At 64.3% G+C, this 26,258-nt stretch carries 27 protein-coding genes; 11 read left to right on the plus strand and 16 right to left on the minus strand.

All coding sequences use genetic code 11. The features are described from left to right. Nucleotides 1-97: 97 nt before the first annotated feature. The 5 genes from AC5RWU_RS19355 to AC5RWU_RS19375 all read left to right on the plus strand — a co-directional run bounded on the left by AC5RWU_RS19355 (nt 98) and on the right by AC5RWU_RS19375 (nt 3,528). Nucleotides 98-1,093 (plus strand): LacI family DNA-binding transcriptional regulator, encoded by a 996-nt coding sequence (locus tag AC5RWU_RS19355; protein WP_494032592.1) that lies wholly within the window; start codon nt 98-100, stop codon nt 1,091-1,093. A gap of 78 nt (nt 1,094-1,171) precedes the next feature. Further along, nucleotides 1,172-1,513: a CHY zinc finger protein gene (locus tag AC5RWU_RS19360; RefSeq protein WP_494032593.1), complete on the plus strand. Its 342-nt coding sequence runs from the start codon at nt 1,172-1,174 to the stop codon at nt 1,511-1,513. A 1-nt stretch (nt 1,514) separates the two neighbouring features. Further along, complete coding sequence (locus AC5RWU_RS19365; RefSeq protein WP_494032594.1) at nt 1,515-2,264, plus strand: energy-coupling factor ABC transporter ATP-binding protein; 750 nt, start codon at nt 1,515-1,517, stop codon at nt 2,262-2,264. After that, nucleotides 2,264-2,887 carry an energy-coupling factor transporter transmembrane component T family protein gene (locus AC5RWU_RS19370; protein WP_494032595.1) on the plus strand — a complete coding sequence of 208 codons (624 nt, stop codon included), beginning with the start codon at nt 2,264-2,266 and terminating at the stop codon, nt 2,885-2,887. Before AC5RWU_RS19365 ends, AC5RWU_RS19370 begins: the two co-directional genes overlap by 1 nt. Before the next feature lie 44 nt (nt 2,888-2,931). Further along, nucleotides 2,932-3,528 carry a biotin transporter BioY gene (locus AC5RWU_RS19375; protein ID WP_494032596.1) on the plus strand — a complete coding sequence of 199 codons (597 nt, stop codon included), beginning with the start codon at nt 2,932-2,934 and terminating at the stop codon, nt 3,526-3,528. A gap of 248 nt (nt 3,529-3,776) precedes the next feature. Here the strand turns inward: AC5RWU_RS19375 and AC5RWU_RS19380 are convergent, their stop codons facing one another. The 10 genes from AC5RWU_RS19380 to AC5RWU_RS19425 form a co-directional block, all read right to left on the minus strand. After that, a complete protein-coding gene (locus AC5RWU_RS19380; protein ID WP_494032597.1) occupies nt 3,777-4,604 on the minus strand; it encodes an alpha/beta fold hydrolase in 828 nt (275 codons plus the stop codon). Nucleotides 4,605-4,861: 257 nt separating this feature from the next. Beyond that, nucleotides 4,862-5,617 carry an SDR family NAD(P)-dependent oxidoreductase gene (locus tag AC5RWU_RS19385; RefSeq protein WP_494032598.1) on the minus strand — a complete coding sequence of 252 codons (756 nt, stop codon included), beginning with the start codon at nt 5,615-5,617 and terminating at the stop codon, nt 4,862-4,864. After that, nucleotides 5,614-6,648: a zinc-dependent alcohol dehydrogenase gene (locus AC5RWU_RS19390; RefSeq protein WP_494032599.1), complete on the minus strand. Its 1,035-nt coding sequence runs from the start codon at nt 6,646-6,648 to the stop codon at nt 5,614-5,616. Before AC5RWU_RS19390 ends, AC5RWU_RS19385 begins: the two co-directional genes overlap by 4 nt. Then, nucleotides 6,645-7,388 (minus strand): cyclase family protein, encoded by a 744-nt coding sequence (locus AC5RWU_RS19395; RefSeq protein ID WP_494032600.1) that lies wholly within the window; start codon nt 7,386-7,388, stop codon nt 6,645-6,647. The genes AC5RWU_RS19390 and AC5RWU_RS19395 overlap by 4 nt, the downstream gene beginning before the upstream one ends. A 14-nt stretch (nt 7,389-7,402) precedes the next feature. After that, on the minus strand, nt 7,403-9,124 hold the full coding sequence (locus AC5RWU_RS19400; RefSeq protein WP_494032601.1) for a thiamine pyrophosphate-binding protein: 1,722 nt from the start codon (nt 9,122-9,124) through the stop codon (nt 7,403-7,405). A gap of 56 nt (nt 9,125-9,180) precedes the next feature. Next, nucleotides 9,181-9,360: a hypothetical protein gene (locus tag AC5RWU_RS19405; RefSeq protein WP_494032602.1), complete on the minus strand. Its 180-nt coding sequence runs from the start codon at nt 9,358-9,360 to the stop codon at nt 9,181-9,183. A gap of 8 nt (nt 9,361-9,368) precedes the next feature. Continuing rightward, nucleotides 9,369-11,093, minus strand: a complete 1,725-nt coding sequence (locus tag AC5RWU_RS19410; RefSeq protein ID WP_494032603.1) for an acetolactate synthase catalytic subunit — start codon at nt 11,091-11,093, stop codon at nt 9,369-9,371. Continuing rightward, a complete protein-coding gene (locus AC5RWU_RS19415) occupies nt 11,090-12,604 on the minus strand; it encodes a tripartite tricarboxylate transporter permease (RefSeq protein WP_494032618.1) in 1,515 nt (504 codons plus the stop codon). Before AC5RWU_RS19415 ends, AC5RWU_RS19410 begins: the two co-directional genes overlap by 4 nt. A 16-nt stretch (nt 12,605-12,620) precedes the next feature. Further along, nucleotides 12,621-13,145 (minus strand): tripartite tricarboxylate transporter TctB family protein, encoded by a 525-nt coding sequence (locus tag AC5RWU_RS19420; RefSeq protein WP_494032604.1) that lies wholly within the window; start codon nt 13,143-13,145, stop codon nt 12,621-12,623. A gap of 16 nt (nt 13,146-13,161) precedes the next feature. After that, a complete protein-coding gene (locus AC5RWU_RS19425; RefSeq protein ID WP_494032605.1) occupies nt 13,162-14,157 on the minus strand; it encodes a tripartite tricarboxylate transporter substrate binding protein in 996 nt (331 codons plus the stop codon). Between the two features lie 265 nt (nt 14,158-14,422). On the opposite strand from AC5RWU_RS19425, the gene AC5RWU_RS19430 reads away from it, so the two are divergent. Then, nucleotides 14,423-15,301, plus strand: a complete 879-nt coding sequence (locus AC5RWU_RS19430; protein ID WP_494032606.1) for a LysR family transcriptional regulator — start codon at nt 14,423-14,425, stop codon at nt 15,299-15,301. Here the strand turns inward: AC5RWU_RS19430 and AC5RWU_RS19435 are convergent. Further along, on the minus strand, nt 15,296-16,282 hold the full coding sequence (locus tag AC5RWU_RS19435) for an NAD(P)H-quinone oxidoreductase (RefSeq protein ID WP_494032607.1): 987 nt from the start codon (nt 16,280-16,282) through the stop codon (nt 15,296-15,298). The genes AC5RWU_RS19430 and AC5RWU_RS19435 overlap by 6 nt on opposite strands. 163 nt (nt 16,283-16,445) lie before the next feature. Between AC5RWU_RS19435 and AC5RWU_RS19440 the strand changes: the two genes are divergently transcribed. Further along, nucleotides 16,446-16,601: a hypothetical protein gene (locus AC5RWU_RS19440; protein ID WP_494032608.1), complete on the plus strand. Its 156-nt coding sequence runs from the start codon at nt 16,446-16,448 to the stop codon at nt 16,599-16,601. A gap of 115 nt (nt 16,602-16,716) precedes the next feature. Here the strand turns inward: AC5RWU_RS19440 and tsaB are convergent, their stop codons facing one another. From tsaB to AC5RWU_RS19465, 5 genes are all read right to left on the minus strand, one after another. Continuing rightward, nucleotides 16,717-17,316 carry a tRNA (adenosine(37)-N6)-threonylcarbamoyltransferase complex dimerization subunit type 1 TsaB gene (tsaB, locus tag AC5RWU_RS19445; RefSeq protein ID WP_494032609.1) on the minus strand — a complete coding sequence of 200 codons (600 nt, stop codon included), beginning with the start codon at nt 17,314-17,316 and terminating at the stop codon, nt 16,717-16,719. Further along, complete coding sequence (locus AC5RWU_RS19450; RefSeq protein WP_494032610.1) at nt 17,316-17,891, minus strand: flavin reductase family protein; 576 nt, start codon at nt 17,889-17,891, stop codon at nt 17,316-17,318. Before AC5RWU_RS19450 ends, tsaB begins: the two co-directional genes overlap by 1 nt. Before the next feature lie 124 nt (nt 17,892-18,015). Beyond that, complete coding sequence (locus AC5RWU_RS19455; protein WP_494037154.1) at nt 18,016-18,999, minus strand: zinc-binding dehydrogenase; 984 nt, start codon at nt 18,997-18,999, stop codon at nt 18,016-18,018. Between the two features lie 11 nt (nt 19,000-19,010). Then, nucleotides 19,011-19,811 carry an SDR family NAD(P)-dependent oxidoreductase gene (locus AC5RWU_RS19460; protein ID WP_494032612.1) on the minus strand — a complete coding sequence of 267 codons (801 nt, stop codon included), beginning with the start codon at nt 19,809-19,811 and terminating at the stop codon, nt 19,011-19,013. After that, on the minus strand, nt 19,808-20,878 hold the full coding sequence (locus AC5RWU_RS19465) for a zinc-dependent alcohol dehydrogenase (RefSeq protein ID WP_494032613.1): 1,071 nt from the start codon (nt 20,876-20,878) through the stop codon (nt 19,808-19,810). Before AC5RWU_RS19465 ends, AC5RWU_RS19460 begins: the two co-directional genes overlap by 4 nt. 513 nt (nt 20,879-21,391) lie before the next feature. On the opposite strand from AC5RWU_RS19465, the gene AC5RWU_RS19470 reads away from it, so the two are divergent. The 4 genes from AC5RWU_RS19470 (at nt 21,392) to AC5RWU_RS19485 (ending at nt 25,435) form a co-directional block, all read left to right on the plus strand. Then, a complete protein-coding gene (locus AC5RWU_RS19470; RefSeq protein WP_494032614.1) occupies nt 21,392-22,168 on the plus strand; it encodes an SDR family NAD(P)-dependent oxidoreductase in 777 nt (258 codons plus the stop codon). Between the two features lie 54 nt (nt 22,169-22,222). Next, nucleotides 22,223-23,566 (plus strand): MFS transporter, encoded by a 1,344-nt coding sequence (locus AC5RWU_RS19475; RefSeq protein ID WP_494032615.1) that lies wholly within the window; start codon nt 22,223-22,225, stop codon nt 23,564-23,566. Beyond that, nucleotides 23,563-24,774, plus strand: a complete 1,212-nt coding sequence (locus AC5RWU_RS19480; RefSeq protein ID WP_494032616.1) for an LLM class flavin-dependent oxidoreductase — start codon at nt 23,563-23,565, stop codon at nt 24,772-24,774. The genes AC5RWU_RS19475 and AC5RWU_RS19480 overlap by 4 nt, the downstream gene beginning before the upstream one ends. Before the next feature lie 112 nt (nt 24,775-24,886). Beyond that, nucleotides 24,887-25,435: a MarR family winged helix-turn-helix transcriptional regulator gene (locus AC5RWU_RS19485; RefSeq protein WP_494032617.1), complete on the plus strand. Its 549-nt coding sequence runs from the start codon at nt 24,887-24,889 to the stop codon at nt 25,433-25,435. The last annotated feature ends 823 nt before the right edge of the window (nt 25,436-26,258 follow it).

Raw genomic sequence — 26,258 nt, forward strand, 5'->3', positions numbered from 1 at the left:
ACAGCAGTACGGCCCTCCCGCGTGGATCTTCGGCATTCATCAGTAGGCTCGGATAATAAGGCGAATGTGACACTTTCCGTCATGGGAGATGAGGGATATGCTGACTGGCAGGGAGATCGCACGGCTAGCCGGCGTATCGCAGTCCACCGTCTCACGGGTCGTGCAGGGATCGACGCGCGTCAGCGAAGAGAACCGTCGCCGGGTCGAGGAAGCTATGACCAAGTTCGGCTACGTGCCGAACGCGCAGGCACGCGCAATGCGTACCCGGCGGTCGGGGACGATCGGTGTCATCGCTGGCGAAATCACCAACCCCTGGTATCCCGAGATGATGTATGCACTGGCTAGGGAGATCGGCCTTGCGGGCCTCCGAACCAATTTCTGGGTGTCCGAGGGCGAAAACAGCGAACAGGCAGCGATCGAGGCCATCCGCTCCAAGCTTGTCGACGGACTGATCTTCACCACCGCAACCCGGGATTCAAAGGCGTTGCGCACTGCGCTCGATATGGGACTTCCAGTCGTCCTCGTCAACCGTAGTTTGGAGGGGGTCACTAGCGATCAGGTCACCGGAGACAACGTTGGCGGTGGCGCGGCCGTCGCAACCTATTTCCTCGCTCATGGCCGCACGGACGTCGCCGTCGTCGGCGGCGGACCGGGGATCAGCACGGGACGCGAAAGACGCAAAGGATTCGTGGATGCCTTCGCCGACGCGGGAATCGGCATCCCCCTTGCTCGCGCCCCCGAGACAGAATTCACCCATGAGGCGGGCCTCGACGCCGGAAGGCTGTTGCTCGCAGATGACCCGCCGCATGCGATCTTCTGCACGACGGACATCGTCGCGTTTGGCGTCATCGACGCGGCAAAAGAGCGTGGCTTGCGTGTGCCCGAAGACCTGTGGGTTGCCGGCTATGACGATATCCCGATGTCGGCGTGGAAAGTGCTTGACCTCACGACAGTCCGGCAACCCATAAAGCAAATGGCCAAAGTGTCGCTTCAGACTCTCCTCGCTCGAATCGACAACCCCGACGCCGAGGTAGAACAAAAACGTTTCCCGACGGAACTTATATTGCGTGGGTCTACGGGCGTCACAGATTAATGAAACACGTAAGTAAGGGACACTCGTGCCGCTAGAACAGAATTTGCAGCGCTGTGGCTCCTGCCGGAGCGAGAGAAGATGACGGTGCGACGGGTTCTGGGCAGCCCCGTCGATGACCAAACACGGTGCGTCCACTACCGCACGCCACTGGATGTGGTCGCGATCAAGTTCCGCTGCTGCCGCCAGTACTACCCCTGTCATCTATGCCATCAGGAGAGCGCGGGTCATTCGGCGGTTCAGTGGCCGGCCGACGAGCACCACATCACGGCCGTTCTCTGCGGGGTCTGCAATAGCGAACTGTCCATCCGCGACTACCTTGCGGTGAACGGTTGTCCGCGGTGCGCCGCAGAGTTCAATCCGGGATGCCGTCTGCACTCACAGCTGTACTTCATCACAGAGACCCACCAGGAGAACGCTTAAGGTGTCGATCAAGCAATCGCTCCGGAATCCCTTGCGCCACGATCAGCCCGCGGGGACTTCAGCGCCTCAGCACCCTGGCATCCGGCTGACGGGCGTCTCCGTCATCAGGGAGGGCCAAGAGATCCTGCGCAACCTCGACCTGTGCCTGAACGATCACCGCATCGCGGTGATCGGGCTCAACGGCTCGGGCAAGTCTACCTTGGTGCGCCTCCTCAACGGTTTGCTGCTGCCCACCCGGGGCACGGTCCAGGTGGGCGAGCTGACCACCGCAAAGGACGCAAAGCGGATCCGGCGCCAGGTGGGGTTCGTCTTCCAGAACCCCGAGAACCAGATCGTGATGCCGCTGGTGGCCGAGGATCTCGCCTTCGGCGCGAAGAACTTGGGTTTGAGCGGAACCGAGCTCGCGACCCGGGTTGACGGGATCCTGGAACGCCTGGGCATTCCTCACCTACGCGATCGAGAGTGCTACGCCTTGTCTGGCGGGGAGAAGCAGATGGTCGCCCTTGCCTCAGTGCTGGTCATGGAGCCGTCCACGATCGTGTTCGACGAACCGACCACCATGCTGGATCGGCGCAACCGGCGCCGGCTCCAAGCCGCCATCGGCGACCTTGACCAGCGGGCCATCGTAGTGACCCACGATCTCGATCTGATCGACGACTTCCAACGCGTCTTGGTGGTGCACAAGGGGCGGGTCGCCTTCGATGGACCCCCCGGGGCCGCCGCGGAATTCTACTGCGGAATCAGCGACTGATGACAAAGTCCACCTCAGTCCTGACTTGCATCCCGGCCGGCTGGAAGTTCGCCTTCCTATGCTTGGCCAGTCTCGGCATCTACGCTGTGGCACACTTGGCCGTTCAGGTCGCGGTCCTCGTCCTAGCCGTGGTCGCAGCCTTGCTCACCGGAACCCCGTTCGTCCGCCTGATGAGGATCCTGACTGGGCTTCTCGTCATGGCTGGAATCGTCTTCACCGCCCTGGGGCTCACCACCGGATGGGAGGCGGCCGCGGTCTCGGCTCTACGGCTGCTCAACCTCTGCCTGTTCGCCTACGCCGTCAGCCTAAGCACGACGTTCAGCGCGATGCTCGCCCTGTTCGAACGGGTCCTGGCACCGACCCGGCGCTTCGGGTTGAACCCAGCCCAGATGAGCCTGGCCCTGTCGATGACGGTGCGGTTCATTCCGGAGATCCGCCACCAGTATCTCGAGGTCCGCGAAGCCCAGTTCGCCCGCGGCCTGGATCACAACCCCCTGGCCGTGCTGGTTCCCCTGCTCGTACGAACTCTCGAGTCTGCCCAGGAGATCGCCTTGGCCCTCGACGCCCGGTGCTACGACTCGGCGCCACCTCGACCGCGCACAACCCAGCACACCTCCGCCTGAACCTAGTCCCATCCCAGTTGCTCATCCCCATCTGAAGGACCCTTATGTCCCCCGACACCTCGCAGACCACCCACAACACGGTCCTCGTGGCCGTTTTCGCCGCCGTGATCGCCGCCCTCGGCTTGGTCCCGCCGATCACGATCGGCATCATCCCAGTGCCCATCACCCTGCAGACCTTGGGCGTAATTCTCGCCGGCGCGCTGCTTGGGCCTATGCGCGGAATGCTCGCCGTCATCGTCCTACAGGCCTTGGTGCTGGCAGGGCTACCGCTGCTGGCCGGGGGCAGGGGCGGTCTCGGGGTATTCCTGGGCCCGACGGGCGGCTACCTCATCGGTTGGATCCCCGCCGCCCTGGTCATCGGGCTGCTGGTCAAGTACTGGGCACTGAAGCGGACCGGCCGTGCTGCCCAATTCATCGCAGTGCTACTCAGCGTGGTCTTGGGCGGCATCGGGGTGATCTACGCCTTTGGGGTGCCCTGGACGGCCATGATCACTGGTCTGCCGCTGTCTACCTCGGCCCTAGGTTCCCTCGCGTTCATTCCCGGGGACCTCCTGAAGGCAATCGTGGCAACGCTGGCCGCTATCAATGTGCACCGCAGCTACCGCGGGCTCCTGGGAAGAATGCAGACCGCCACCCGCTGACTGCAGGCAGCGCCCCGCGTCAAAAGTCATCGCCAAGCACCTCCCCTAGGAGCCCAAACGCGGTCGTCTCGATCGGCGGTGGATGCTTTGCCCCTGGAACTAGTCCTAAAATTCTTCCGTTCCAGTAGCAAAGAAAGAGAGTCCCACCGCCCGTAGTCTCCGCTGTCGCTGTCGCGCTCACCACTAAGCGGCAGTCTTCTTGGTCAGGACTGTCTCGTCCACGGAATCTGCCGGGAGACATGTGACCCTCACAGTCTCTCAGTGATGTGATCCCGGATCGCCTGTGCGACCTCGTGGGGAGAATCTTCGGTGGGAATGTGCTTTCCGTCAACCTCGACCAGGTCTGCGGCCGGAATCTCGGCAGCGTAGCGGCGGGCGTAATGGACCTTCTGGAAGTCATCGTCACGGCCCCACACCAGCCGGGTCGGGATGGCGGCCTTCTTCAGGGCGGGAACCAGAGCCAAGGTGTACCGGGCGTCGGCAGCCGCGGCCATCGCCGTCCAGGATCGCACCCGGGCGGGGTCATGCCAGGGGCTGAGGTAGTCGGCCAACTCCGCATCGCTCAGAGTGCGCTGGACGCTGCCCCGCATGGAGGTGGCGCGCGCCTCGAGGAGGCCGTCGACGCTGATGGCTTCCCGTACTTGCCGGTCGCGGAAGCGTTCGACGGCAGGCACCGGCCAAGAGTCGAACATGACCGCATTCATCAGCACCATCCTGCGGACACGGCTACTAGTGGCGGCGAGATGCTGGGCGATGCCGCCACCGATGTCGTGACCGGCCACATCGAAGGTGCCCAGGCCCAAGGCGTCGGCGGTATCCAGTACCGTCTGCGCCAGTGCCGGGACGGTCGCGCGCTCGGGGGTGAGCTCTCCGGCACTGGTGCCGAATCCGGGAAGATCTAGGGCGATGCACCGGGCAACATGGCCCAGCTCGGGCAGGACCGGTGCCCAGAGCCGGCTCCAGAAAGTGCCGTGCAACAGCAGTAAGGGCGGAGTGTCTGGGTCTCCACTGGTGAGGTAGGACAGTTCGGTGCCGCCGACCGTAACGGTGCGGCGGCTCACCGAATGGTGTTCCATGGGGATCTCCTGTTCTGCCTGCATTTTCGGTCGGTCACGACGATACGGTCCGGTTCTGGGAGCCGGCCACCGCCGCCGTCGAAAAGGACGAGGCCCACCAGGGCCTGCCGCACGAACGGTCTGGCCGAGGGCAGACGGTACCGCTGTCTATCTGCTCGGCGATGCGTCGGCGTACATGACAGGCCAGCTCATCAATGTGGATGGCGGGCGGCTCGCGATCCGAGCCATGGTGCGAGGGCGTCCAAGCTCAGCTCGCGTCACGCCATGAACTGCCCACCGTTCACGTCGACGCAGACGCCCGTGATGAAGCTTGCTTCGGGGCTCGCGAGGAAGCGCACAGTATCTGCGATGTCCTCGGGGTCCCCGAACCGGCGCGCTGGGATCTGCTCGAGAATATCGGCGTTCATTGACGTTGCGCCGGCTGCGAGCATCGCAGTCGCGATTCGCCCGGGGGCGACGGCATTGACCGTGATGCCTGCGGGCCCGAGCTCCCCCGCGAACGCGCGCGTGAGTCCCAGCATGCCGGCCTTCGACACGGAGTAGGGGATCCCCGCGAGCTTCGCGAGCGTGCGCCCCGCCATCGATGCGATGTTCACGATTCGCCCGCTGCCGTGCCGCTGCATTGCTGGCGCCGCCGCACGGATTCCGAGAAATGCGCTCGTGAGATTGATATCCATCACCTGGCGCCACATCTCAAGGTCGGTCTCGAGGCCCGGCACGCGCATGCCGTCTCGCTTCGGCGAGATGCCGGCGTTGTTGACGAGCACCGCCGTGCGGCCCACTTCCTCGGCTTGCTCGACGGCATGCGCCCAGGACTCCTCTGACGTGACGTCGCCGACGGCCGGAAGGAAAGCGCCGTCAGGCAGCTCTCCGCGGACGACCTCGAGGCCCGACGCATCGCGGTCCAGGCCGACAACAACGCGTCCCGATTCGACCAGCGCGCGGGCGATCGCCGTCCCCAACCCGCCTGCCGCTCCCGTCACGATCGCTGATTCGCCGAGAGACATCGTCATGCTCGCCTCTGTTCATTGTCGGGAACGACGACGACTTTGCGCGCTGCGCGATTGACGAGCTTCTCGAATCCCGCCTCCGTTTCGCTGATGGGCAACCAGTCGGACACGATGCCATCGCCGCGCACCAGACCGCTGCCGAGCAGCTCGAGCGCGTCAAGCCAGTCGCCCTGAACGCTTCCGAACGATCCGAGAAGATGCACCTCGGACCGCACGACGCTGTCGACGTCGAGCGCGTGGGCACCGATGCCCAGCGCGATGACACAGACAGTCCCGCCTTTGGTCACGAGATCGAACGCCTGATCTAGCGCCGGTCGGGCGCCTGCCGTCACGATCACGACCTCGCAGCTGCCCGCGGCTCGCGCGGCCTCGGACGTGAGCATACCGCGTCCTCCGAAGGAGTCGGCCAGCGCGAGCCCGCCGCCCGCGGCGTCCGACTCCGTTCCGACGACGAGTACCTCGCCCGCACCGCGTCCTTTCAGAAGCTGCATCGCGAGCAAGCCGATCGCGCCGGGGCCGACAACGGCGACGCGGCTACCCGCCCGAACATCGACCTTGTTCACCGCATGCACCGCCACGGTCAGCGGTTCGGTCAGAGCCGCGCTCTCACGATCGACACCGGCGGGGATCGCATAGGCGTTCGCGCTCGGCGCGACCATGAACTCGGCGAGCCCGCCAGGAAGCTCGTATCCCAACCGTTTGCGCGCCGCGCACCGGTGCGACGCTCCCCGCTGACACGGCTCGCACCGCCCGCACGTCAAGGCCGGCCGCACCGCGACCCGTTGGCCAACCTGCGGCCCGACGCCGTCGGGCCGCGCCTCGACGATCGTGCCCGTGATCTCATGCCCGAGCACCGCGGGGAGGAACGACTCCAGCCAGTGATACTCGGGGATCCATTCATAGGCATGCAGATCGCTGCCGCAGATGCCGACCGTGTCGACCCGGACGAGCACGTCGTCTCCCGTGCGCTTGGGAACCGGGAGATCGATCAGCGAGACACCGGGCTCCGCGCAATCCTTGACGACCGAGATCATGGCACGACCGCCACGGCTCGGATCGGGCTGCCGCTGCCTCCCTCGAAGGGCAGTGGCAGCCCAAGGAAATCGAATCGACTCACCGGGATGTTGGCGAGATTGCGCAGGTTCTCGATGATCGCGATGATCTTCGCCTTCGGCAGGCCATGCGATGCCGGCTTGAGGAAGTTCATGTGCACGGGCGACTCACGCGCCCCCTCCACCGTCTCGACCGTCGAGTTATCGATCCCGACCGTGCGGACATCACGCGCGCGCAGCCACTCCCCCGATTCCTTCGTGAGGCCCATGTGGTCGCTCAGGTACGCCTGCGGATCCGTGTCCGCGAGATCGGACCATCCTGTGTGAATGAGGACGATGTCGCCGGCGGACACCGTTTCACCGGACTCCCGTTCGGCGCGCTCGAGCATCTCGGGAGTGACGTGAGCACGCGGCGCCTTCGCGAAGCTGACGTCGAGACGCACAGCAGTGCCGTGACCGTGCTCGAGCGCCATCTGGTCGGCTCCGATCCCTTCCGGGTCGCCATGCCACGGTGAATCCATGTGCGTCCCGGTATTCCCGTTCAGCACCCACTGCTCATTCGCGAAGGACAGCTGCGAGCCGTCGTACGGATTGCGCCTGTCCGAATTGGCATACATCCAGTGGTTCAGCGAACCGGCGAGCCACACGGGCGTGGGCCCGTGGAACGGATGCCCGATCATGCCCTCGCGAAGGACATGAGTCAGATCTATCAGAGTCGACATGCTGTTCTCCTTCCTCAGTAGGATGCGGCCAGCGGGGCGACGCCGCCACCAGACATCGACTTGATGACTGGGGTCTCGAACGGCGAGCTGAGGACCTCGATCACTGTCGGCCGGTCAGTGACGTCGAGTGCCTCGACGAACGCCTTCTCGAAATCTTCGATGGTTGAAACGCGCCATGTTCGGGCACCGAGCCCCGCGGCGCAGGCCGCGTAGTCAACCTCGGAGAAGTCCTGCGACACCCAGGCATCGGGATACCGTCGCAGGGCGACGTGCTTGTTCCAACCGAGAACGGCGTTGTTGAGGACGATCGACACGATCGGCATCTCGAAGCGCGTGAGCACCTCGATCTCGTTCAGGGAGTAGCCCCACCCCCCGTCTCCGGCGAGGCAGACGACGCGGGCGGAGGAGCCCATGTCCTTGAGCGCGAACGCCGTCCCGATCGCGGCCGGAAGGCCCCAGCCCAGCGGGGCGACGCCGCGCGGCGCGAGCAGCCGACGACCGGGGTTGTCGACGCGCCAACGCGTGCCGATCCAGCCCGAGGACAGGCTCGCGTCGGTCACGATCACATCGTCCTCGGCGATCCGCTCTCCAATGATCTTCACGACGTCCTGCGGCTTGACCTGGTCCTCGTCGCGCTCCGCCTTAAATGTCGGTTCGTCGGCCCACCACGCTTCGGCGGTGCGGGCGAGGTGGTCGAGATCCCACTCGGACGAGCGTGCGCAGACACCGGCCGAGAGGAGCGCCTCAATGCCGAGCTTAACGTCGCCGACCAAGGGCAAGGTGTTCGTCCAGTTGCGGCCGATCTCCTCGGCATCGACATCGAGGTGGATCACGGTGGCGTCAGCACTCGGCAGGTCGTAGCCAACCGTCGCGGACTGACCGAGCTTCGAACCGAGCACCAGCACCACGTCCGCCGTGCCGAGAACCTCGTTGGCGAGGGGGACTCCGAACGAGCCGATGATGCCAACCGCACGCCGGTCCTTCTCCGACACAATGCCCTTGCCGCTGATCGTGGTCGCCACGGGGATGTCGAGCACATCGACGAGCTCACGCACCTGGTCGCCTGCCCCTGAGAGATGTGCGCCGCCGCCGACGAGGATCGCCGGGTTCTTCGCGGCGGCGAGCGCCGCCACGGCGGCTTCGATGTCGCCCGGAGCGGGGACGCTGCGAGAGCGAGGGAAAGCGGCGAGTGATGGATCCTGCACGACCTCCGTCGCGTCGACCGCGGCGGAGAACACGTCGTCGGGAACCTCGATCAGCACGGGGCCGGGACGCCCCGTCGTGGCGATACGCAAAGCCTGGGCGAAGACGTCGTCCAGCGCCTCCGGCGTCTCCACGCGGCCATACCACTTCACGCAGGGCTCGAGGAAGGCCTTCTGGTCGGCGCCCTGCGCGGCGTTTCCGAGACGCCGGCGGTGCTCCCAGTGACGCGGAATGTCCGCGATGACGGTCACCATCGGAATGGACGCGGCCTTTGCCTCAACTAGACCCGAGACCAGGTTCGTCGCGCCCGGTCCCACCGTCGCATCGCATGCGGCGACGACGCCCCGCAAGCGCGCATAGGCGTCAGCCGCGAACGATGCGCTACGCTCATCACGCATCAGCACATGCTGGAAGTCGTCGGTGTTCACCGCCATGCCGTGGTAGTACGGGGCGGTCTGGCCGCCAGGGCATCCGAAGCCGGTCTTGATTCCAGCGCCGATCATCAACGAAACGAGACGTTCACCGACGTCCATAGTGTTACTCTCCTTCTTGTATGTACTGCTGCTGTAGATCCGTGATGGGTCGCTGCTCATCGCTCGTCCCATTCGGGGAGCGGGATCATGTCGGGCTCGCCAATGCCGAGGTCGAGAGGGGCCACCGGAACGAGCTCGCCGCCCTCCCACTGGCTGGTGATCCAGCCGACGCGCTCATTCTGACCGCGGTCATCGAACTTGACACCGTCCCCATCGAATTCCCAAGTAAGCGGCATTTCTGATTTCAGACCTTCGGGTTGGCGGCGAGCACAGCGGCTCGCTCATCCCAGGCCGTAATCGGCGGATTCGCGTTCGGTGACGCGAGCACATCGACGAGGACCGGACCATCGTGCGCCATCGCGTCCTTCAAGGCCGGCCCGAGATCGGCGGCATCGCTCACGCGCGCCCATCGGGCTCCCACTGCCTCGGCGATCTTCGTATGATCAACAGGGGCGAAGTCGGTCGCGGAGGTGAACGCGCCGAACTTCACGAGCTCGGCGTGCCTCTGGAATCCGAGGATGCCGTTGTTGATGACGACCACGGTGACCGGCAGATTCTCTCTGACCGCGGTCTCCATCTCGGCCCAGACGTGCCCGAACCCACCGTCTCCCGTCAGACACACCACACGTGCACCGGGATCCGCGACCTGCGCGCCGAGCGCCATCGGGAACCCCCACCCGAGACCCGCGAGGCCGCGCGGTGTGAGGAACCGCTGCCCGGCCCTCTTCGCCGTCATGAAATACGTGGTCCACAACGTCGCATAGCTCGCGTCAGCCACAAGCACCGTGTCACCGTCTGCGAGCTCGTCGATCGTCGCGGCAATCTGCTGCGGCAGGATCCCGCCGTCCGGGACGCTCGGGAACTCGGCGCGAATCGGCATCCGAGCGAGCCGACGCTCGACTGACTCGCGACCATTCGCCAGGTGGCGCAGCTTTCGCCCGGCGAGTGCCGCACGCAGATCGGCGAGAGCGAGTGCGGCGTCGCCGACGAGCGGGAGAGCAGGATAGTTCCGCCCCACCTCGACTCCGTCGACATCGATGTGCACATAGGTCGCGTTGTCCGGCAGGAGCCGCCACGAATCGGTGCCGTTCTCGTTCGTCCGCGTGCCGACGAGGAGGACCACGTCGGCGTCACGCAGGAACGACACCGCGGGTCTCTGCGGAGATCCCTCCCCCATCGCATTGCCGATGACTCCGAGCGTGAGCGGGTGGCACTCATCGACCGCGCCCTTGCCCATGTTCGTCGTAGCAACAGGGATGGCGAACTCCTCCTGCAGAGCGACAAGCTCATTAACGGCGCCAGAGAGATGGACGCCGCCACCGGCAAGGATCAGGGGATGGCGTGCCTCCGCGAGCGCGGTGGCGGCGGCCTCCACCGAAGTGGCATCGGGACGGGTTCGATCGAGGGGGAAGGTTGCGAGCGAGCGAAGTGGCTCCCGTGCCTCGGGTGCCTCTGTGCCCAGAATGTCCGAGGGCAGCAGAAGGACGACCGGCCCCGGCCGCCCTGTCGTCGCGGTACGGAGCGCCGCCTCGACATACTCCTGGGTCCGTGCCGGGTCGGTCAGTGTGTTGATCGACTTCGCGACGCCGCGGAAGAGTGCATGGTGATCAAATTCCTGGAAGGCGTTCTTGTCACGGAGCGACGTCGGCACCTCCTGCACGAGCGCCAGCATCGGGATCGATACCTTGAGAGCTTCCGCCATTGGCGGAACGAGCAGCGTCGCCGCTGGGCCGTTCTGCGCGCCGATCACGCCGATGCGTCGGGTAATTCGCGCATACGCGTCGGCCATCGCGCCACCCGCGTTCTCCGTGCGGTACGCGATTTGGCGAATGCCGTGCCGCTCTGCCGCCAGGAAGAACTTGGAGGGCAGGCTCTGCCCGAAGACCTCCGTGATGCCGTGCGCTAGAAGCGTCCGCGCGATGGTGTCCGCGACGGTGTTGACTGCGTGGTCGTTCGATGAGGTGGTCATGCCTTCTCTTTCGTGAGAATTCGTGCTGCGTTGCGGGTCTGCACGCGCTTGAAGATATTCGCCAGAATGATCACGGCGATCGTGACGATGATGATCGAGCCGGAGATCGGGCGCAGGACGAACTGTGTCGCATCGCCGTCGAAGATGAGGAGGGAGCGCAGCACGGCGTCTTCAAGCATCGATCCGAGCACGAACGCGAGCACGAGAGGGCCGGGTTCAAAGCCGTACTTGCGCATGAGCCAGCCGACCACCCCGAACGCGAGCACGATCCACATGTCGAAGAACGAGTTGCCGAGGCTGTAGACGCCGAGCATTGCGACGGCGACGGCGAGGGGCGCGAGGATGCTGGATCGCAGACGCAGGATCCGCACGAAAACTCCGACGAGGGGAAGCGCGAGGAGGAGCAGGAACAGGTTCCCCACCCACATCGAATTGACGACTCCCCAGAACATGTCGGGGTGGTCCTCGATCATCTTCGGACCGGGCGTGACGCCCTGGATGAGGAGCGCTCCGTACAGAACGGCGAGCACCGCGTTGGCCGGCAGGCCGAGGGTGAGAAGCGGGATGAACGCGGCGGTCGCTCCGGCGTTGTTCGCGGTCTCGGGGCCGGCAACGCCTTCGATGGCGCCGCGCCCGAACCGCGACGGATCCTTTGCGACCTTCTTCTCCGTCGAGTACGACAGCAGTGACGACAGCGTTGCACCACCGCCGGGTATCAGCCCGATCACGAACCCGAGGACCGTTCCGCGCGCGATCGCCCACTTGGACTGCGCCCAGTCGCTGGCGGTGACCCGCACGTTCGAGACCTTGACGGCCATCGCCGATCCTGCCGCACGCTGCTCGATCATGTGGAAGATCTCGCCGAGGCCGAAGAGGCCCATGGCGATTGTGACGAAGTCGATCCCGTCGGACAGCTCGAGGTTGCCGCCGGAGAAACGCTCCATCCCCGAGAATGGGTCCATACCGATTGTGGCCAACCAGAGGCCGAGACCCGCCGCGACAAGCCCCCGGACCGGCGAGCCGCTCGAGAGCCCTGCAACCATGAGGATGCCGGCGAGCGCAAGCGCGGCGAACTCCGGTGGGCCGAACTTGAGCGCGATCGAGGCCACGATCGGAGCGAGGAACGTGAGACCGAGTACGGCGACGGTCCCGCCGATGAACGAGCCGATCGCGGCGATCCCGAGCGCCGACCCCGCGCGCCCCTGGCGCGCCATCTGGTAGCCGTCGAGCACCGTGATGACCGACGTCGCCTCGCCCGGGAGGCGCAGCAGGACCGATGTGATCGTTCCGCCGTACTGGGTCCCGTAGTAGATGCCGGCCAGCATGATTACGGCTGCGACGGGTTCGATTCCATACGTCAGCGGCAGCAGCACGGACATCGTGGCGACCGGGCCGAGGCCGGGCAGCACTCCCACCACCATGCCGAGGAGTGCGCCGATCAGGCAGAAGAGCAGGTTCTCCGGCTCCAGGACGGTAATGAATCCGTCGAGGATGGGCGCGAAATAATCCATCATCTCGTCTCGATTCCTAGAAGAGTCGGGGCAGGTTCAGCCCCAGTGCGGTAACGAAGAGGAGGTAGAAGGCCACGGTGGCTCCGACGGACACAGCCGCCGTCATGAGCCAGCGTTCACCCCCGAGGACCTTGAGCCAAAGTGCGAGGAGGAGGACCATGGGGAACTCGAACCCGATGAGCGGCATCGCGACGATGAACGCACCGACACTGCCTGCGGCGATCAGGACGATCCACGAGCGATGCGACATCCGTTCCTCGTCCTCGGCGGGCGGCGACGTCCACGACAGAGCGCCCGCGACGAGCACGAGGATGCCGCAGATCAGCGGCCACAGACCGGGCCCGGGGCGCATCACCGTGCCCAGCGGCAACTGCAGCGAGAGCGCGATGCAGACAGCGCCGAGCGCGATCGGGACGACACGCCGGTATACGGGGTAGCGCCCCGTCCAACTGGTCTCAGCGTCGAGTTCCTCGTCGTCGACGACGGCCTGACCCTCTTCCACCTCGTGACCCCGCGCGACGGGCTTCATCTCATTGCTCATATGGCACTCCCCGGACTCACTGGGAGATGTCGAGTTCGTCGAACAGGTGCTCCATCGACGCGCGAAGCTCGGGAACCATTCCTTCGAGCCACTCCGTGCCGTCCTGGTACTCAGGCTCGACGAGATAGTTATCGGCGACGAAGGTCTGGAAGCCCTCGCTCTCGCGCGCGCTCTCGGCGGCCTCCACGAGAGTCTCGCGCACGTCCTCCGGCAGTCCATCGGGCGCGACGAGTGCGAAGCGGCCGACGAACGCCTGCGTGTCGACACCCGAGTCCACGAGCGTCGGCAGATCAGGTGTCTGCGGGACCGGCGTCGCTGACGTCACTGCAAGGCCCGTGACGCTGCCTCCCTCGACCTGCGGTGCAGCGATGTTGAAATCGGCGGCCGCGATGTCGACCTGGCCACCGGCCGCGGCGGTGACGACCTCCTGCGCCGATTCGAATGGGATCGCCTCTGCCTCGACGCCCGACTTCGCGAGCAAGTCCGCGACCGCAAGGTGTGTGTTGCTACCCACTGCGGTCACCCCGTAAGTGACGCGCCCCTCGGCGTTCATCAGATCCTCCAGCGTCGCGTACTCGCTGTCGTTGGCGGTCACGAGCATGTATGGCTGGTCTGCGAGCCCGGCGATTCCATCGAAGTCCTCCGGGGTGTACGGAACGCTCTGTGTCATCGGCGTGGTGACAAACGTCGTAGACGTACCGAGGAAGAGGGTGTGGCCGTCGGGCGCGGCTCCGGCGACTTCCGTGGCGGCCACCGCGGTGTTGGACCCCGGCTTGTTCACGACGACGATCGTCGTGCCCTCGAGATTTTTCTCGAGCTCGGCGGCGAAGGCGCGTCCGATCAGATCTGTCGCGCCCCCGGCGCTGAACGGCACGACCAGTTCGATCGTGCCCGAGGGGAAATCGTCACCCGAGCCGCCGGCCGAGTCACCGCCCGTGACGCCAGCACATCCGGCCAACATCATGGTCGAGGCGACTAATGCCACGCCGCCCAGGGCAGAACACTTCATCATTTCATGACTCCTTTGTCTCGATGCTGATTCATCTCGATGCTGCTTCGCTGCAGGCATCCGTGCGCACACTGTCGTCCGCACTGCGTCGGCCACGGGACAGACCGACAGGTGGATTGGATTGGCTGGCGGCCGCTTGAGGAACAGTCAACTGGACACTCCGCACCCGGTCAAATAGAAAAGGGCAATCGTTTCATAAGCATTTGCAATCGACAGTAGGATGGTTCGAAGGCTGTGCCCGACACGGACAACGAGGAGGCGGGGCACCATGGACCTGAAGCGTCTAAGTTACTTCCTGACACTGGCCCGCACGCTGCACTTCGGGAAGGCGGCCGAGCAACTGCACATCAGCCAGCCCGGACTCTCCCAACAGATCCGCAAGCTCGAGCAGGAGCTGGGGGCGGTCCTGCTCACGCGTGGCCGTCCGACTCAGTTAACCCCTGCCGGCGCGACACTCGCAGAGTCGGCGCACGCGCTCCTCGAGCACGAGGAGCGCGTGTTAACTGAGGTTCGCCGTGTCGCCAGCGGCGAGCAGGGGTTGCTGCGCCTCGCCTTGTCTCGCTCCGCGCCCACCTATCTGGGCCACGATCTCGTCGAGCAGTTCCGGCGCGCGCACCCCAGCTTCGACGTGCAGATCGAGTCCGCGTGGTCGAGTTACAACCTCGAGCTCGTGCGCTCCGGCAAGGTCGATGCCGCGATAATGCTGCTTCCGTTGACAGACGACGCCGGCATCGATTCCCTCGAGCTCGCGCGCATTGAACTGGCTGCAATTCTGCCCACAGGGCACCGTCTGGCGCGCTCTCGTCGAAAGATCACGCTCGAGGAGATCCGGTCCGAGCCTTATGTTGCCTGGCCGCGTGACCAGGCTCCCGGTGCATGGGACCGGCTGATGAGCATCATGTGGCAAGGCATCGAACCACTTACGTCCCGTATAGAACCCGACCTCGAGCGCATGATCGCAGCGGTGCGCGACGGACACGGATTCGCTGTGGCCACGCAAGCTCGAGCACGCCAGCTGCGCCGTCCCGGCGTCACGGTGCGCAACTTCGCAAAGCCCGAGCCCGACTACATTTACGGCCTCTGCTGGCTGGAGGGCGACCGCCGCCCCGTGGTCCGCGCATTGATTGACACCGTCCGAAATTTATGACGGCACGACGTCGAGCAGAACCTTTCCGATATGGCGGCTCTCAGCGACCAGACGGTGCGCTTCCTGCACCTCGGACCAGGGGAGGCTTCTGTCGATCACCGGAGTAATCACCCCGGCCTCGATGAGCGGCCATGCCTCGTCGCGGACACCACAGATAATCTCCGCTTTCTCTGCCAGCGGTCGTGAACGGAGTGCGGCTCCGATGATCGAAGCTCGCTTGGCCATCAACGTACGGATATCGAACGCCGTGACCGGATCCTCCTGGATGCCCAGACAGATGAGCCGACCGCCCCGGGCAAGCGCCGTCAGATTCCGTTGCGTGTAGCTCCCGCCGATCAGATCGAGAACGACATCAACTCCGCGTCCGTCGGTCACACGCATCACCTCTTCGGCGAAGTCGTGTGTCCGATAGTTGATCGTGACTTCGGCGCCGAGTTCTCGACAGCGCAAAGCTTTTGCTTCGCTGCCAGCCGTCGCCAGCACGCGCGCGCCGCGCGCGGCAGCGAGCTGGATGGCGGTTGTGCCGATTCCACTGCTGCCACCGTGGACGAGCAACGACTCTCCCGCGCACAGCTGCGCCATCATGAACACCGTCGACCACACCGTAGCGCACGCCTCTGGCAATGCCGCCGCGTCACGGGTGCTCACGCCACTCGGCACACGAAGGATCTGCGCCGCCGGCACCGCGACCTTCTCGGCATAGCCGCCGCCGGCGAGGAGCGCACACACCTCGTCGCCCGCGCGCCACTCTGTCACCTGAGAACCGACCGCCACGATGCGACCGGAGCATTCCATCCCGATGATCGTCGAGGCCCCTGCCGGAGGCGGGTAGAAGCCCTCCCGTTGGCGCAGGTCGGCTCGATTGATTCCGGCCGCGATGACCTCGACGAGAACCTCGTCGGCCGCGACAGCCGGTTCATCCACCTCATCGATCCTCATGACCTCAGGACCACCGAACCCCTCTGTCACCACCGCACGCATACGCTGCCCCTTATCTTGTTAGTTCCTTCTCATTCTGTAGGGATGTTGGCTTACCGGTGTCGTTGCGCGCACAAGCGGGATGGCTGGGCTTCGGCTCCGGCTCTGGCTTTGGGGCTGTGGTTGCCCAGACTTCAAATCCTTCTTCTCTATTAAAAAGCCGTCGGTGGTCAACGCCATCGTGTCGGATCCACAGGATCTGGTCGTCTTCGGTGACCATATCCATCCGGCCGTGCCGGATCGATTTGCCCTTAAGCCGTATCTCGACGACCTGGCCCACGAGGGGTTGCCATTCGTGTTGAAGATGCAGCATTGCTCCTGAGCTTTCGTTTCGTTGTATGGCCGCGAGAACGACCGGACCTGGACTATTTGGGGTTCGGCGCGATTGCGTCCTTCCGACTCGGAAAAACTCGTGCCGCCAGGAAGCCGCGTCGAGTTTAGGGGCGGGTCACCATGTCGGATGTCGGGCTTACATAGGCTTCTCTTCGGGCGAAGGGGCGGCCGCCGGCAAACAGCCGCTCGGCGAGCATCCCCACTGCCCCCGCGCTGACCTCTGGGATATCAATGCGGGGGCCGTCGAAGTTTGCGCCGGGGTCGATGGTGTCGCCTGTTAGCGCAAAGGCTGGATCACTTAGCCGGCTGGGTAACCCTAGCTGTGGATCAGGCGGGCCGTATGTAGTCCACGCGCTCATGCCGTCGCCGGCGTCGGTGACGATAAGGGCCGGGTGAGGCCTATCGAGCATCATGGCGTCGTGACTGATTACTCGCACGACCGGTTTGCCGATCGCGCAAGCGAATCCATGAGCTGCGGCGATTCCTATGTGGACATTGCGGCCCGGCCCTGGTCCGATGCCGACGGCGACACCGCTGAGCGTGGCGGATTCGGTCTCACTCAGCGTGAGTGCCTGTGCGATCAACGGGCCGATCACGGCAGCGTGATCGACTTCGTCGCTCTCGTTGATTTCGGTCAGGATGCCTCGGTCCCGGTCCACGATGGCCACGCTTGTGCCGAGCGAGGTGTCGATAGCGAGCAGCATTAGAGCTTGGAGGCGTCGTTGAGCACGTGCCATGTGCGGTTGTGGTACACAAGAGGGCGGGCGAATCGGGCGTCCGCTTCGTCGCTGTCGGCCGCGGGAGCGCTGGAGCTGAGTGCTTCGACGACAAAAACGGTCGAAGAGCCCGCTTCCATGCGGTTGATGATGCGGCCGCGGATCCAGGCGTGGGCGCCGGGGTAGACCGGTTCGCCCGTGGGGAGCCTGGTCCAGAGCCCGTTGGGGAATCGGTCGACGCCGCTGGTCGCGGCGAGTTGGGCGAGTTCGAGTTGGTCGGCGCCGGGTATGTGCACGACGACCGTTTCAGCCGCTCGGATGGTGGGGGTGCTCGATGACGAGGCAGAGGCCGAGAAGACCAGAAGCGGCGGTTCGGCGCTGACGGAGAAGACTGAGGTGACGGTCATTGCCACCGGGCCAGCGCCGGCGTCTGCGGTGACGATAGCAACCCCGGCGGGGTGGTTGCGGAACGCAGCCTTAAATGCTTCCGGTCCGAGGACATCGGTGTCGACGTTGGGAGCGACCGAGACGGCAGTGACGTCATCGGTTCTGATGGTCTTCATGGTGGTCTCCTTCTAGCACGCGTTCCGCGTGGTCGTTGGGCTGTCAGTATTCAAGGGGCGATCGATAGAACCGGATGCGGCGACCGCCGCCCGGCTTGGGGGGCACGGCTCGGAAGCGAGCAGATCAGCGGGTGATGACGACTTTGCCGTCACGGCCGCCCTGCGCGGCGAGGGTTAGCGCCTGGCGTATTTCTCCGAGGCCGAATCGCGCCGCGATCGGCACGGTGATGCTTCCCTCCCGAATGATTTCGAGGGCTTCGTTGCCGATGTTCCGCAGGAGCTCCGGGGAGGCCCGGCCCATCGAGCGGGGCATCCAGAACCCCTCGACGCTCACATCATTGAATACGATGAGCCGCGTATCAACGTGTACGGGCTCGCCGGAGAGCAGGCCGTAGGTCACTACCCTCCCGCCGGTGCCCAGCGACTCAGCCAGGCGACCGGTGCTTGCTCCGCCGATTGCGTCGATCGCGATCTTGGGCCGCGTTCCGCCTGTTGCTTCGAGCACGCGGGTGTCCAGGTCATCGCCGTCGACAATTACTGGGCCGTTCATGATCCCGTCGATTTTGCGGGCGCTTTCGACACTGCGCACAACATTGACTACTGAGACCCCCCGCCGGGCGGCGACGGCGTCAAGGACCCGGGCGTATGCCGAGTTGCCGGCATTCTGGATGAGCCAGTCACCCGGTGCTACCTCCGGCCATTCATGGAACATCAGGAGGACAGCCTGTACGTTGACGAAGCTCACGGCGAACGTGTCGACATCGAGGCCGGGCGGCAGGACGAGTGCACTGTCGGCGGGGAGCAGGGTGTAGTCGCTGAAGACCGTCCTGCTGCCGGCAAGAGACACTAGGGTCCCCGAGGGAACCACGGATGTCGCGCCCCCCACGACCCGGCCAACTCCTTCGATTCCAGCCGAACGCGGCAGCTCGGGCTGAGTGTCGCGATAGCCGTACATTCCCTGCAGCATCAGGATCTCGGCGGGATTGACGGGGGCCAGAACGAGCTCGACAAGGAGCTCGTTTCCGCCGGGAGCCGGTATAGGGGTTTCGACGATCTCGGCGACCGTTGCCGGGTCGCCCGTTGAGCGCTGCACGATGGTGCGATTCATCCTCCCGCTCATCAGTGCACCTCGATTCCGCCGTCGACGTTCACGGCCTGACCGGTGATGAGCGACGCGTCACTTGACAGCAGGAAACGCACCGCGGCCGCAATGTCCTCCACGCGGGTCGCCCGCTGAAGCGGTGTCGATGCCCTCACCGTGGCCATGAACGCGTCATAGTTACTCGCCCCTGCTTCGGCCAAGGCGGGGGTGTTCGCAGCGACCCAGGAGCCCGTCGCTTCCCACATGGGCGTCCAAACGAGGCCGGGACACACGGCGTTCACCGTGACACCCTGAGGGCCGAGGGCGGCTGCGGCTGACTGCGTAAGTGCGATGACGGCCGCTTTCGAGGCGCAGTAGTCGGCGAGATTCGCGCTGCCGCGCTTGCCGGCGATGCTCGCCATGTTGACGATGCGGCCCGAACCGCGTCCGGCCATCGCCGACCCCACGCGCTGGCTCAGGATGAACGTTGCCGTCACATTGATCGCGAAGGTTTTCTCCCACTGCCGAAGCTCGAGGTCGGCGAACTGCGACATCAGGCCGACGCCGGCCACGTTGACGAGCCCATCGACCGCTTGCAGCGAATCGGCGAGGTCGTAGACCTCCGAGGCCACCGAAAGATCGCATATGCGGGTCTGTACGTCAACGCCGGTGGCGCGCAGCTTCGCGGCTACGTCATTAAGGCGCTCGGCCTGGCGGTCGACGAGCACGAGATTTTCGCCGTCGGCAGCTATGCGGTGCGCGACGGCCTCGCCGATGCCTTGAGCGGCGCCGGTCACGGCGATGGTGCGAGTGGAAGCTTCGCTGGCGTTGCCCATCATCGCTGGCCGATCGTGATGACAGTCTTCATGATGTCGCGCTGAGTGGTCGCATCGTCGAACGCGTCCTGCAGCTCGTCGATCCCGCGCACGCGGTCGACCAAGTCGCCGGTAACGACGAGTCCGCGGTCCAGCAGATCGATCGCTGCCGCGAAGTCCCCGGCGAGGGAACCGATGATCTTCGGCTGCTTGTGCACGATCTTCGTGGTGTCCACGGGTGCCGCAACTTCCGGCAGGCCGACGAAGGCGATGGTGCCGCCGGAGCGGACCATCTCAAATGATTGCGTTACCGCCGACGGCGCTCCGGAGACCTCGATGACCACATCCGCCATCGCGCCTTCGTTGAAGGCGTAGCGCCCAACGCCCAGCTCGCTTTTCACCCACTCGATCGCATCGCCCGAGCGTGCGTCGAAAGCGGCGTCGGCGCCGTGGTCAAGCGCGGCCTGGACGCGCAGGGGGTTGATGTCGATCACGACGACGCGTTCGGCCCCGTGCGCCTTGGCGATCTGCATGCAGGCGTTTCCAATCAGCCCCGCACCGAGAACCACAACTTTGGAGCCCGGGCCGATACCCGCGGCCCGCACGGCAGCCGCAGCGACTGCGACCGGTTCGATCGTCGCCGCACTCATGTCGTCGATACTCTCGGGTACCTCGAAAATGTTAAGACCTAGTTGAGCGCGTTCGATTACGACGAACTCCGCGAAGGCACCTGCCCGCCCGTAGCCAATCGACCGGGAAAAAATGTCAGGACAAAGCCCGTACTCGCCACGCTCGCACCAGAAGCAGGCCCCGCAGTTGCCGATAGTAAAACCGGCCACGCGCAATCCCTCGGGAATGTCGGTTACTTCGAGCCCCGAACGCTCCACGGTGCCAACGAACTCGTGCCCCATCACCTGACCGGGCTCGACGTACATGCCCTTCTTGAACGAGTGCAGATCAGAGCCGCAAATTCCGCACGCCGTAACGCGCACGAGAACATCACGAGGGCCCAGCTCGGGCACCTCTATACTCTCGAAAGTGATCGCCCCGGGCCCGCGGAAAACGGCGGCATTCATTGTTTGGATTGTCATGTGAACTCCCTCGTTCAATCATTGAAAACTTGAACCAGCCAGAATTGCGTCCAGCACCTACTGGTCGACTAGTGTCCTGCAGACATCAAATTTGATGATGCGAAGACACTAACTCTCTAAGTGCCGGATGTCGATAGTTTTGCGATTTTTACTTCCGAGACGCTGTCCGGAGCCCATAAAGTCGCCCTGGGCTCTCGTGGCGGGTCCTGCACCGCAGGGCCATAAGGCGCCGGAAAACGCACGAGGCCGTCCAAGCGGGGAGTGCGGTAGTCCTCGGCGAGGATTATGCGTTCGATGGACGCAGGGCGGATGAAGGTCGGCGCAGCTGCCGGGGTCCATTTCGCCACCAGGGAAGAAACTTAGTGATATTAAGAAATTACATCTAGTGTGTGAGGGACATTACATGTAGTGTCTTCTCGACATCAGTTTTGGTGTCTTCAAGACACTAAGTTCCCCGTGCCTGTTAGCTGCGATGACCGCGGCAATTTTATGAGGGGACGAAAGGGGAAATTCGTGGACACTCGTCTAAAAGGTTCGATCGTCTTCGTGACAGGAGCCGCCAGCGGCCAGGGAAAGGCGACCGTGCGGCTGTTCGCCGAAGAGGGTGCGACGGTCATCGTGGCAGATCGGCACGGTGCTGCGGCAGAGCAGACGGCCGATGAGCTACGGAGCTCCGGCCACTCTGCGATGGCAGTCAAGGTCGACGTCTCCGACGCAGCGGCCGTTCGTGCAGCGTTCGACACGGTCGTCGAGGAGTACGGCCGGGTCGACGTGCTCGTCAACAACGCGGCCGTCGGATTCAGTGAGAACTCGCGCCTCACGATGGCTAATGTGGTCGACACGCCGCTCGAGCACTGGAACGCCATTCTCGCGATCAACCTCACCGGCCCGGCACTCTGCGCCAAGGCGGTCCTGCCCCTGATGGCCGAACAGGGCTCTGGCGTAATCATCAACATCGCTTCCATCAACGGGCTCGTCGGTCTTACCGGAGCCGACGCCTACACAGCCACCAAAGGGGGACTGATCGCGCTTACCCGCTCGATTGCTGCCGAGTGGTCCGACCGGGGCATCCGGGTGAATTGCATCTGTCCGGGCGGGGTCGATACCCCGATGATCGCGCAGATCCTCGAAAACCCCGAGGCCAAGGACGCGCTCTCTGGCCAAAGCCCGATGGGCCGGTTAGCCACCCCGGAGGAGATCGCTGCGGTCTCGGTGTTCCTTGCCTCACCGGTGGCCGGATACGTCAACGGGGCCGTGCTGCCCGTCGACGGCGGCTACACCGCCGTCTGATGCCGATGCCGCCATCCGCTCTACCAATGCAATGACTAAATCAAAGGAGATTCAATGTCAGCTTTATCCACCTTCAGACCCGACAGATTGCTAGCGGGCAAACGCGGGTTACTGTTCGTCATCATCCTGATAGTGAACTTCGTCGTCTGGCTCGACGTGGCCAAGTTCGGCCTCCTGAACCCGTTCTGGGCGGCGGATCTCGGTCTCACCCCTGACCAGATCGCGCAGGCCTCGGCCAGCTACCTGCTCGGCTACTTCCCAATGCTGCTGATCGCGGGCGTGCTCGCCGACCGGTTCGGTGCGAAACGGATGCTCGTCATCTGCGTCGCCGGCGTCACGGTGATGTCGGCATCAACGGGAATGGTGACGAACTACGATGAGCTTTACTGGCGCAACCTGGTCTTCGGTGTCTTCTTCGGATTCCTCTGGGCGCCGAGCCAGCGCCTCATCTCGAACTGGTATCCCGGCACGATGAGCCCGAAGGCCACCGCGGTCTGGATGAGCTCTACGCTCCTCCCTCACATCCTCGCGCCGCTGATCGCCTACCCTCTTGCCACCGCCTTCGGCTGGCGCGAGGCCTTCTACGTGATTTCCGCGCTCGGCGTGCCCGCCCTGGTGCTCCTCGTCATCTTCATCGCCGAAGTGCCAGAAAAGCTACGTGGCATCAGCGCCGACGAGAGGGACGCCATCCGCCGTGGATTCGAAGGGACCACGAAGCCGCGACTCAAGCTAGGGGAGGTGCTGAAGGCGCTGAAGAAGCCGAGCATCGTCACGATGGGGATCGCCACGGCGTTCGCCACCTCGGCTACCTGGCTCTCGGGCACCTGGGTGCCCTACGGCCTGATCACTCTCGAGCAGGTCGATGCAAACCTCGTCGCCCTGGCGATGCCGTTGATGGCCCTCGTTCCCGTGGGTGTCGGCCTCCTGCACGGCAAGCTGGTCGAACGGTTCTTCCACTCCCGCACAAAGCCCTGGCTTGTCATCGGCCCGCTCTGCGGTGTGATCGGTTACGGGTACTCCGCCCTAGTCCCGGACTCACCTTGGTTCCTCTGGGCCTTCATGATTGCGGGCTTCGCCTACCTATGCGATCCGTTCTTCTGGGGCACTGTAAACAGCTACTGGGCGGGCATCGCCCGTCCCGAGGTCACCGGCACGCTCAACGGCATCGCAGCGGCGGCGCAGGTGGCAGTGGGCTGGTTCATCGTAAGCAACAGCGGCAGCTGGATCGATACGAACGCTACCGGTCTCGCCCAGCTCAGCCCGATCTGGCTGGTGGGTGCCGGCATCTTCGCCTTCGCCATCATCCCCGTGCTCATCTCCAAAGAAGTGCGCCTGCGCAAAATCAGCGCAAGCGACGCAACAGAACCAGACACCATCACAGAAAGGACAGGAGTATGACAACGCTCCCAACACCGGAGACCTTCGATCCCGCCACAATCAACTTCGGTATCTTCCAGGCTCCGTACCACCCCCTCAACGGCAACCCCACCCTACAGATACGACGCGACATCCAGCTCGCCCAGGTCGCCGACGAGCTCGGCTTCGACGAATACTGGATGGGCGAGCACCACTCCAGCGGGATCGAAAACATTCCCTCGCCGGAGGTTTTCATAGCCGCCGCCGCCGAACGCACCTCCCGCATCACCTTCGGCACCGGAGTAATCTCGCTGCCCTACCACCACCCCCTGCTCGTCGCCGACCGGATCGCCCAGCTCGATCACCAGACGAACGGCCGGGTAATCCTCGGCGTCGGACCGGGCAAGCTGCCGGTCGACGCGATCATGATGGGCATCGACCCCGTAAATCAGCGCCGGATGCAGGGTGAGTCCCTCGAGGCGATCACCCGGCTGCTCCGCGGCGAAGTCGTGAACATGGAGACAGACTGGTTCACGCTGAAGGACGGCCGGGCACAATTGCTCCCGGTCCGCCCGCAGGGACTTGAGATTGCGGTAGCCTCCACCATCTCGCCCTCCGGATCGGTACTGGCGGCAAAACACGGCGCCTCACTCTTCTCGCTCGCCGCCGGCGACAAGGCCGGCTTCGACGCCCTCGACCGTAACTGGGACGTCTACGAGAAGGAGTCGCTGGCCAACGGCTACGACGCTTCCCGGTCGAACTGGCGTGTCGTCACACCGATGTTCCTCGCCGAAAGCCGCGAGGAGGCCGACCGGGCCATCCGCCGCAAGGTGCTGCATCATACTGACTACTTGGAGCAGGTCTCCGACACAAAGTTCCCCTGGGCACGGGATCCGCAGTCAGCGATCGAACAGCTCAGAGGTGAGGGCTGGCCTTCATTCGGCTCGGCCGTGATCGGCACCCCCGACGAGGCCATCGAAGCCATCGAAGCCATGATCGAGAAGACCGGTGGATTCGGCAGCTTCCTGGTAATCAACTACGACATGGCCGACTGGGACGCAACGAAAAAATCCTACGAGCTTTTCGCCGAGGAGGTCATCCCGCACTTCCGCCGCTCGAACCGGGCACGGGTTGCGAGCCTGGAATACCACAACGCCCACGCCGAGGAACTCGGCGCCGGGCATGTCGCCGCTATCACCAAGGCAACTACCGAGTACTACGGCGAAGGAGTCGCGGTGCAGGTGCGCTGACCGCTATCAGGCTGACCGCCCATCGGGACGAACGACGCCGCCCTGTCGTTGGCGGCGTCGTTCGTCCCGAGTGCCTATACTCGATAGGTGCGAACTCATCATGAAGGCCTAAATGTCTGAGAGAGAACGCCCGTTGGGGGCGTCACGGGATTCGATATTTCCGGGCGTCAATGAGATCCCGTACCGCTCCGATATCCTTGCCGCCCTCGGTGCGATTAAGACGATCTGGGCGATGCCGGAGTACACCCTCAGTATCGCTCACCTCGCGATGCCCGACCTTGACCTCGGCGAGAGCAACGTGCTCTGGGCACTCGGCTACCGAGGCCCGCTCCGACCGATGGATCTCGCGGACTTGTTTGCCATGCGCCGCTCAAATGTGAGTAAGGTGCTGAACCGGCTGGAGGAGCGCGGATTTATCGAAAGGCGAAGCGAGACGAGCGACAAGCGCTCGATCCGGATTCACCTGACCGAGACCGGTGAACATGCCTCGCGCCGGCTCTACGCGGCAGGTGATATGCAGATCACAGAACTCACCAAAGGGTGGACCGAGGAGGAGATCCAAAACTTCGCGGTTTACGCGGCCCGTTTCGCCGAAAACGCAAGAGATCTCGCCGAGCGACTGCGGCGCGGGGAGATCCCGAGCCTGCCGGACGAGAACTAGCACTGGCCGACCCTTGTCGGCCGGCTTTTGACCTCCCCTACCGCTGGTCGCGACCAGGGAGGATGCGGCGTCCTTCAAGGATGCTGCCCTTGGGTGTTCCCTGCTCATTTCCGGTCCACGACTCACGGTCTTATTCCTGCCCTGCCGAATGATCGTCCGCCCTTCCTCACAGGGGTTTGGCAGTTTCGTGCGGGTCGGGGAAGGCTGCTTGCTCGTTCGATCCACGTTGATGAGCCCGCCGTTTTCCCTGCCCCAAGCAACCCCGTTTTATCTGAAGGAAGATCCGTGGGAGGGTGTGCCTAGCGCATCAGCATGCACCGACCACGAAGTTCAGAGCGTTGATCCGTTCGAAGAACATCGCGTCGTTCGATTTTCTGCCCGACGCACACACAGACAAAACCGGGAGCGCGGCGCGAAAATGATCCAAGGAGATACCCCGCCGGCGCCGTTTAAGGCGGGGTATTTTCCTGCGCGGTGGCTACCCTTCCCCGAAGTGTGCATGTACGGCACGAGCAGCCGACGGCCGCCAGAATGTTAGCGGCCCTGCTGCCTCCAATGCCTCCGAACCGCCTTAGGCTAAAGCCAGATCAGTCCGATGAAAGGGGCACTGCTGATGATCACCCTTGCCGCGACCAGGAACCCTGACCTCTTCCACGTGATATGCCGCCAATGCTTTTGGACTCCCGGTACACCCATGGGCTGGGAGGATGCCAGCGATGCTGGTGCGTGTCAATGGCCATTGGTTTCTGCCCACGGGCGGCCAGTTGATGTGCCCGCTGGTGGCCAGTAAAACTGCCCGATGATGGCCAACAGATCTGCCCAC

This window comes from Arthrobacter sp. B0427-1-12, assembly GCF_059092905.1.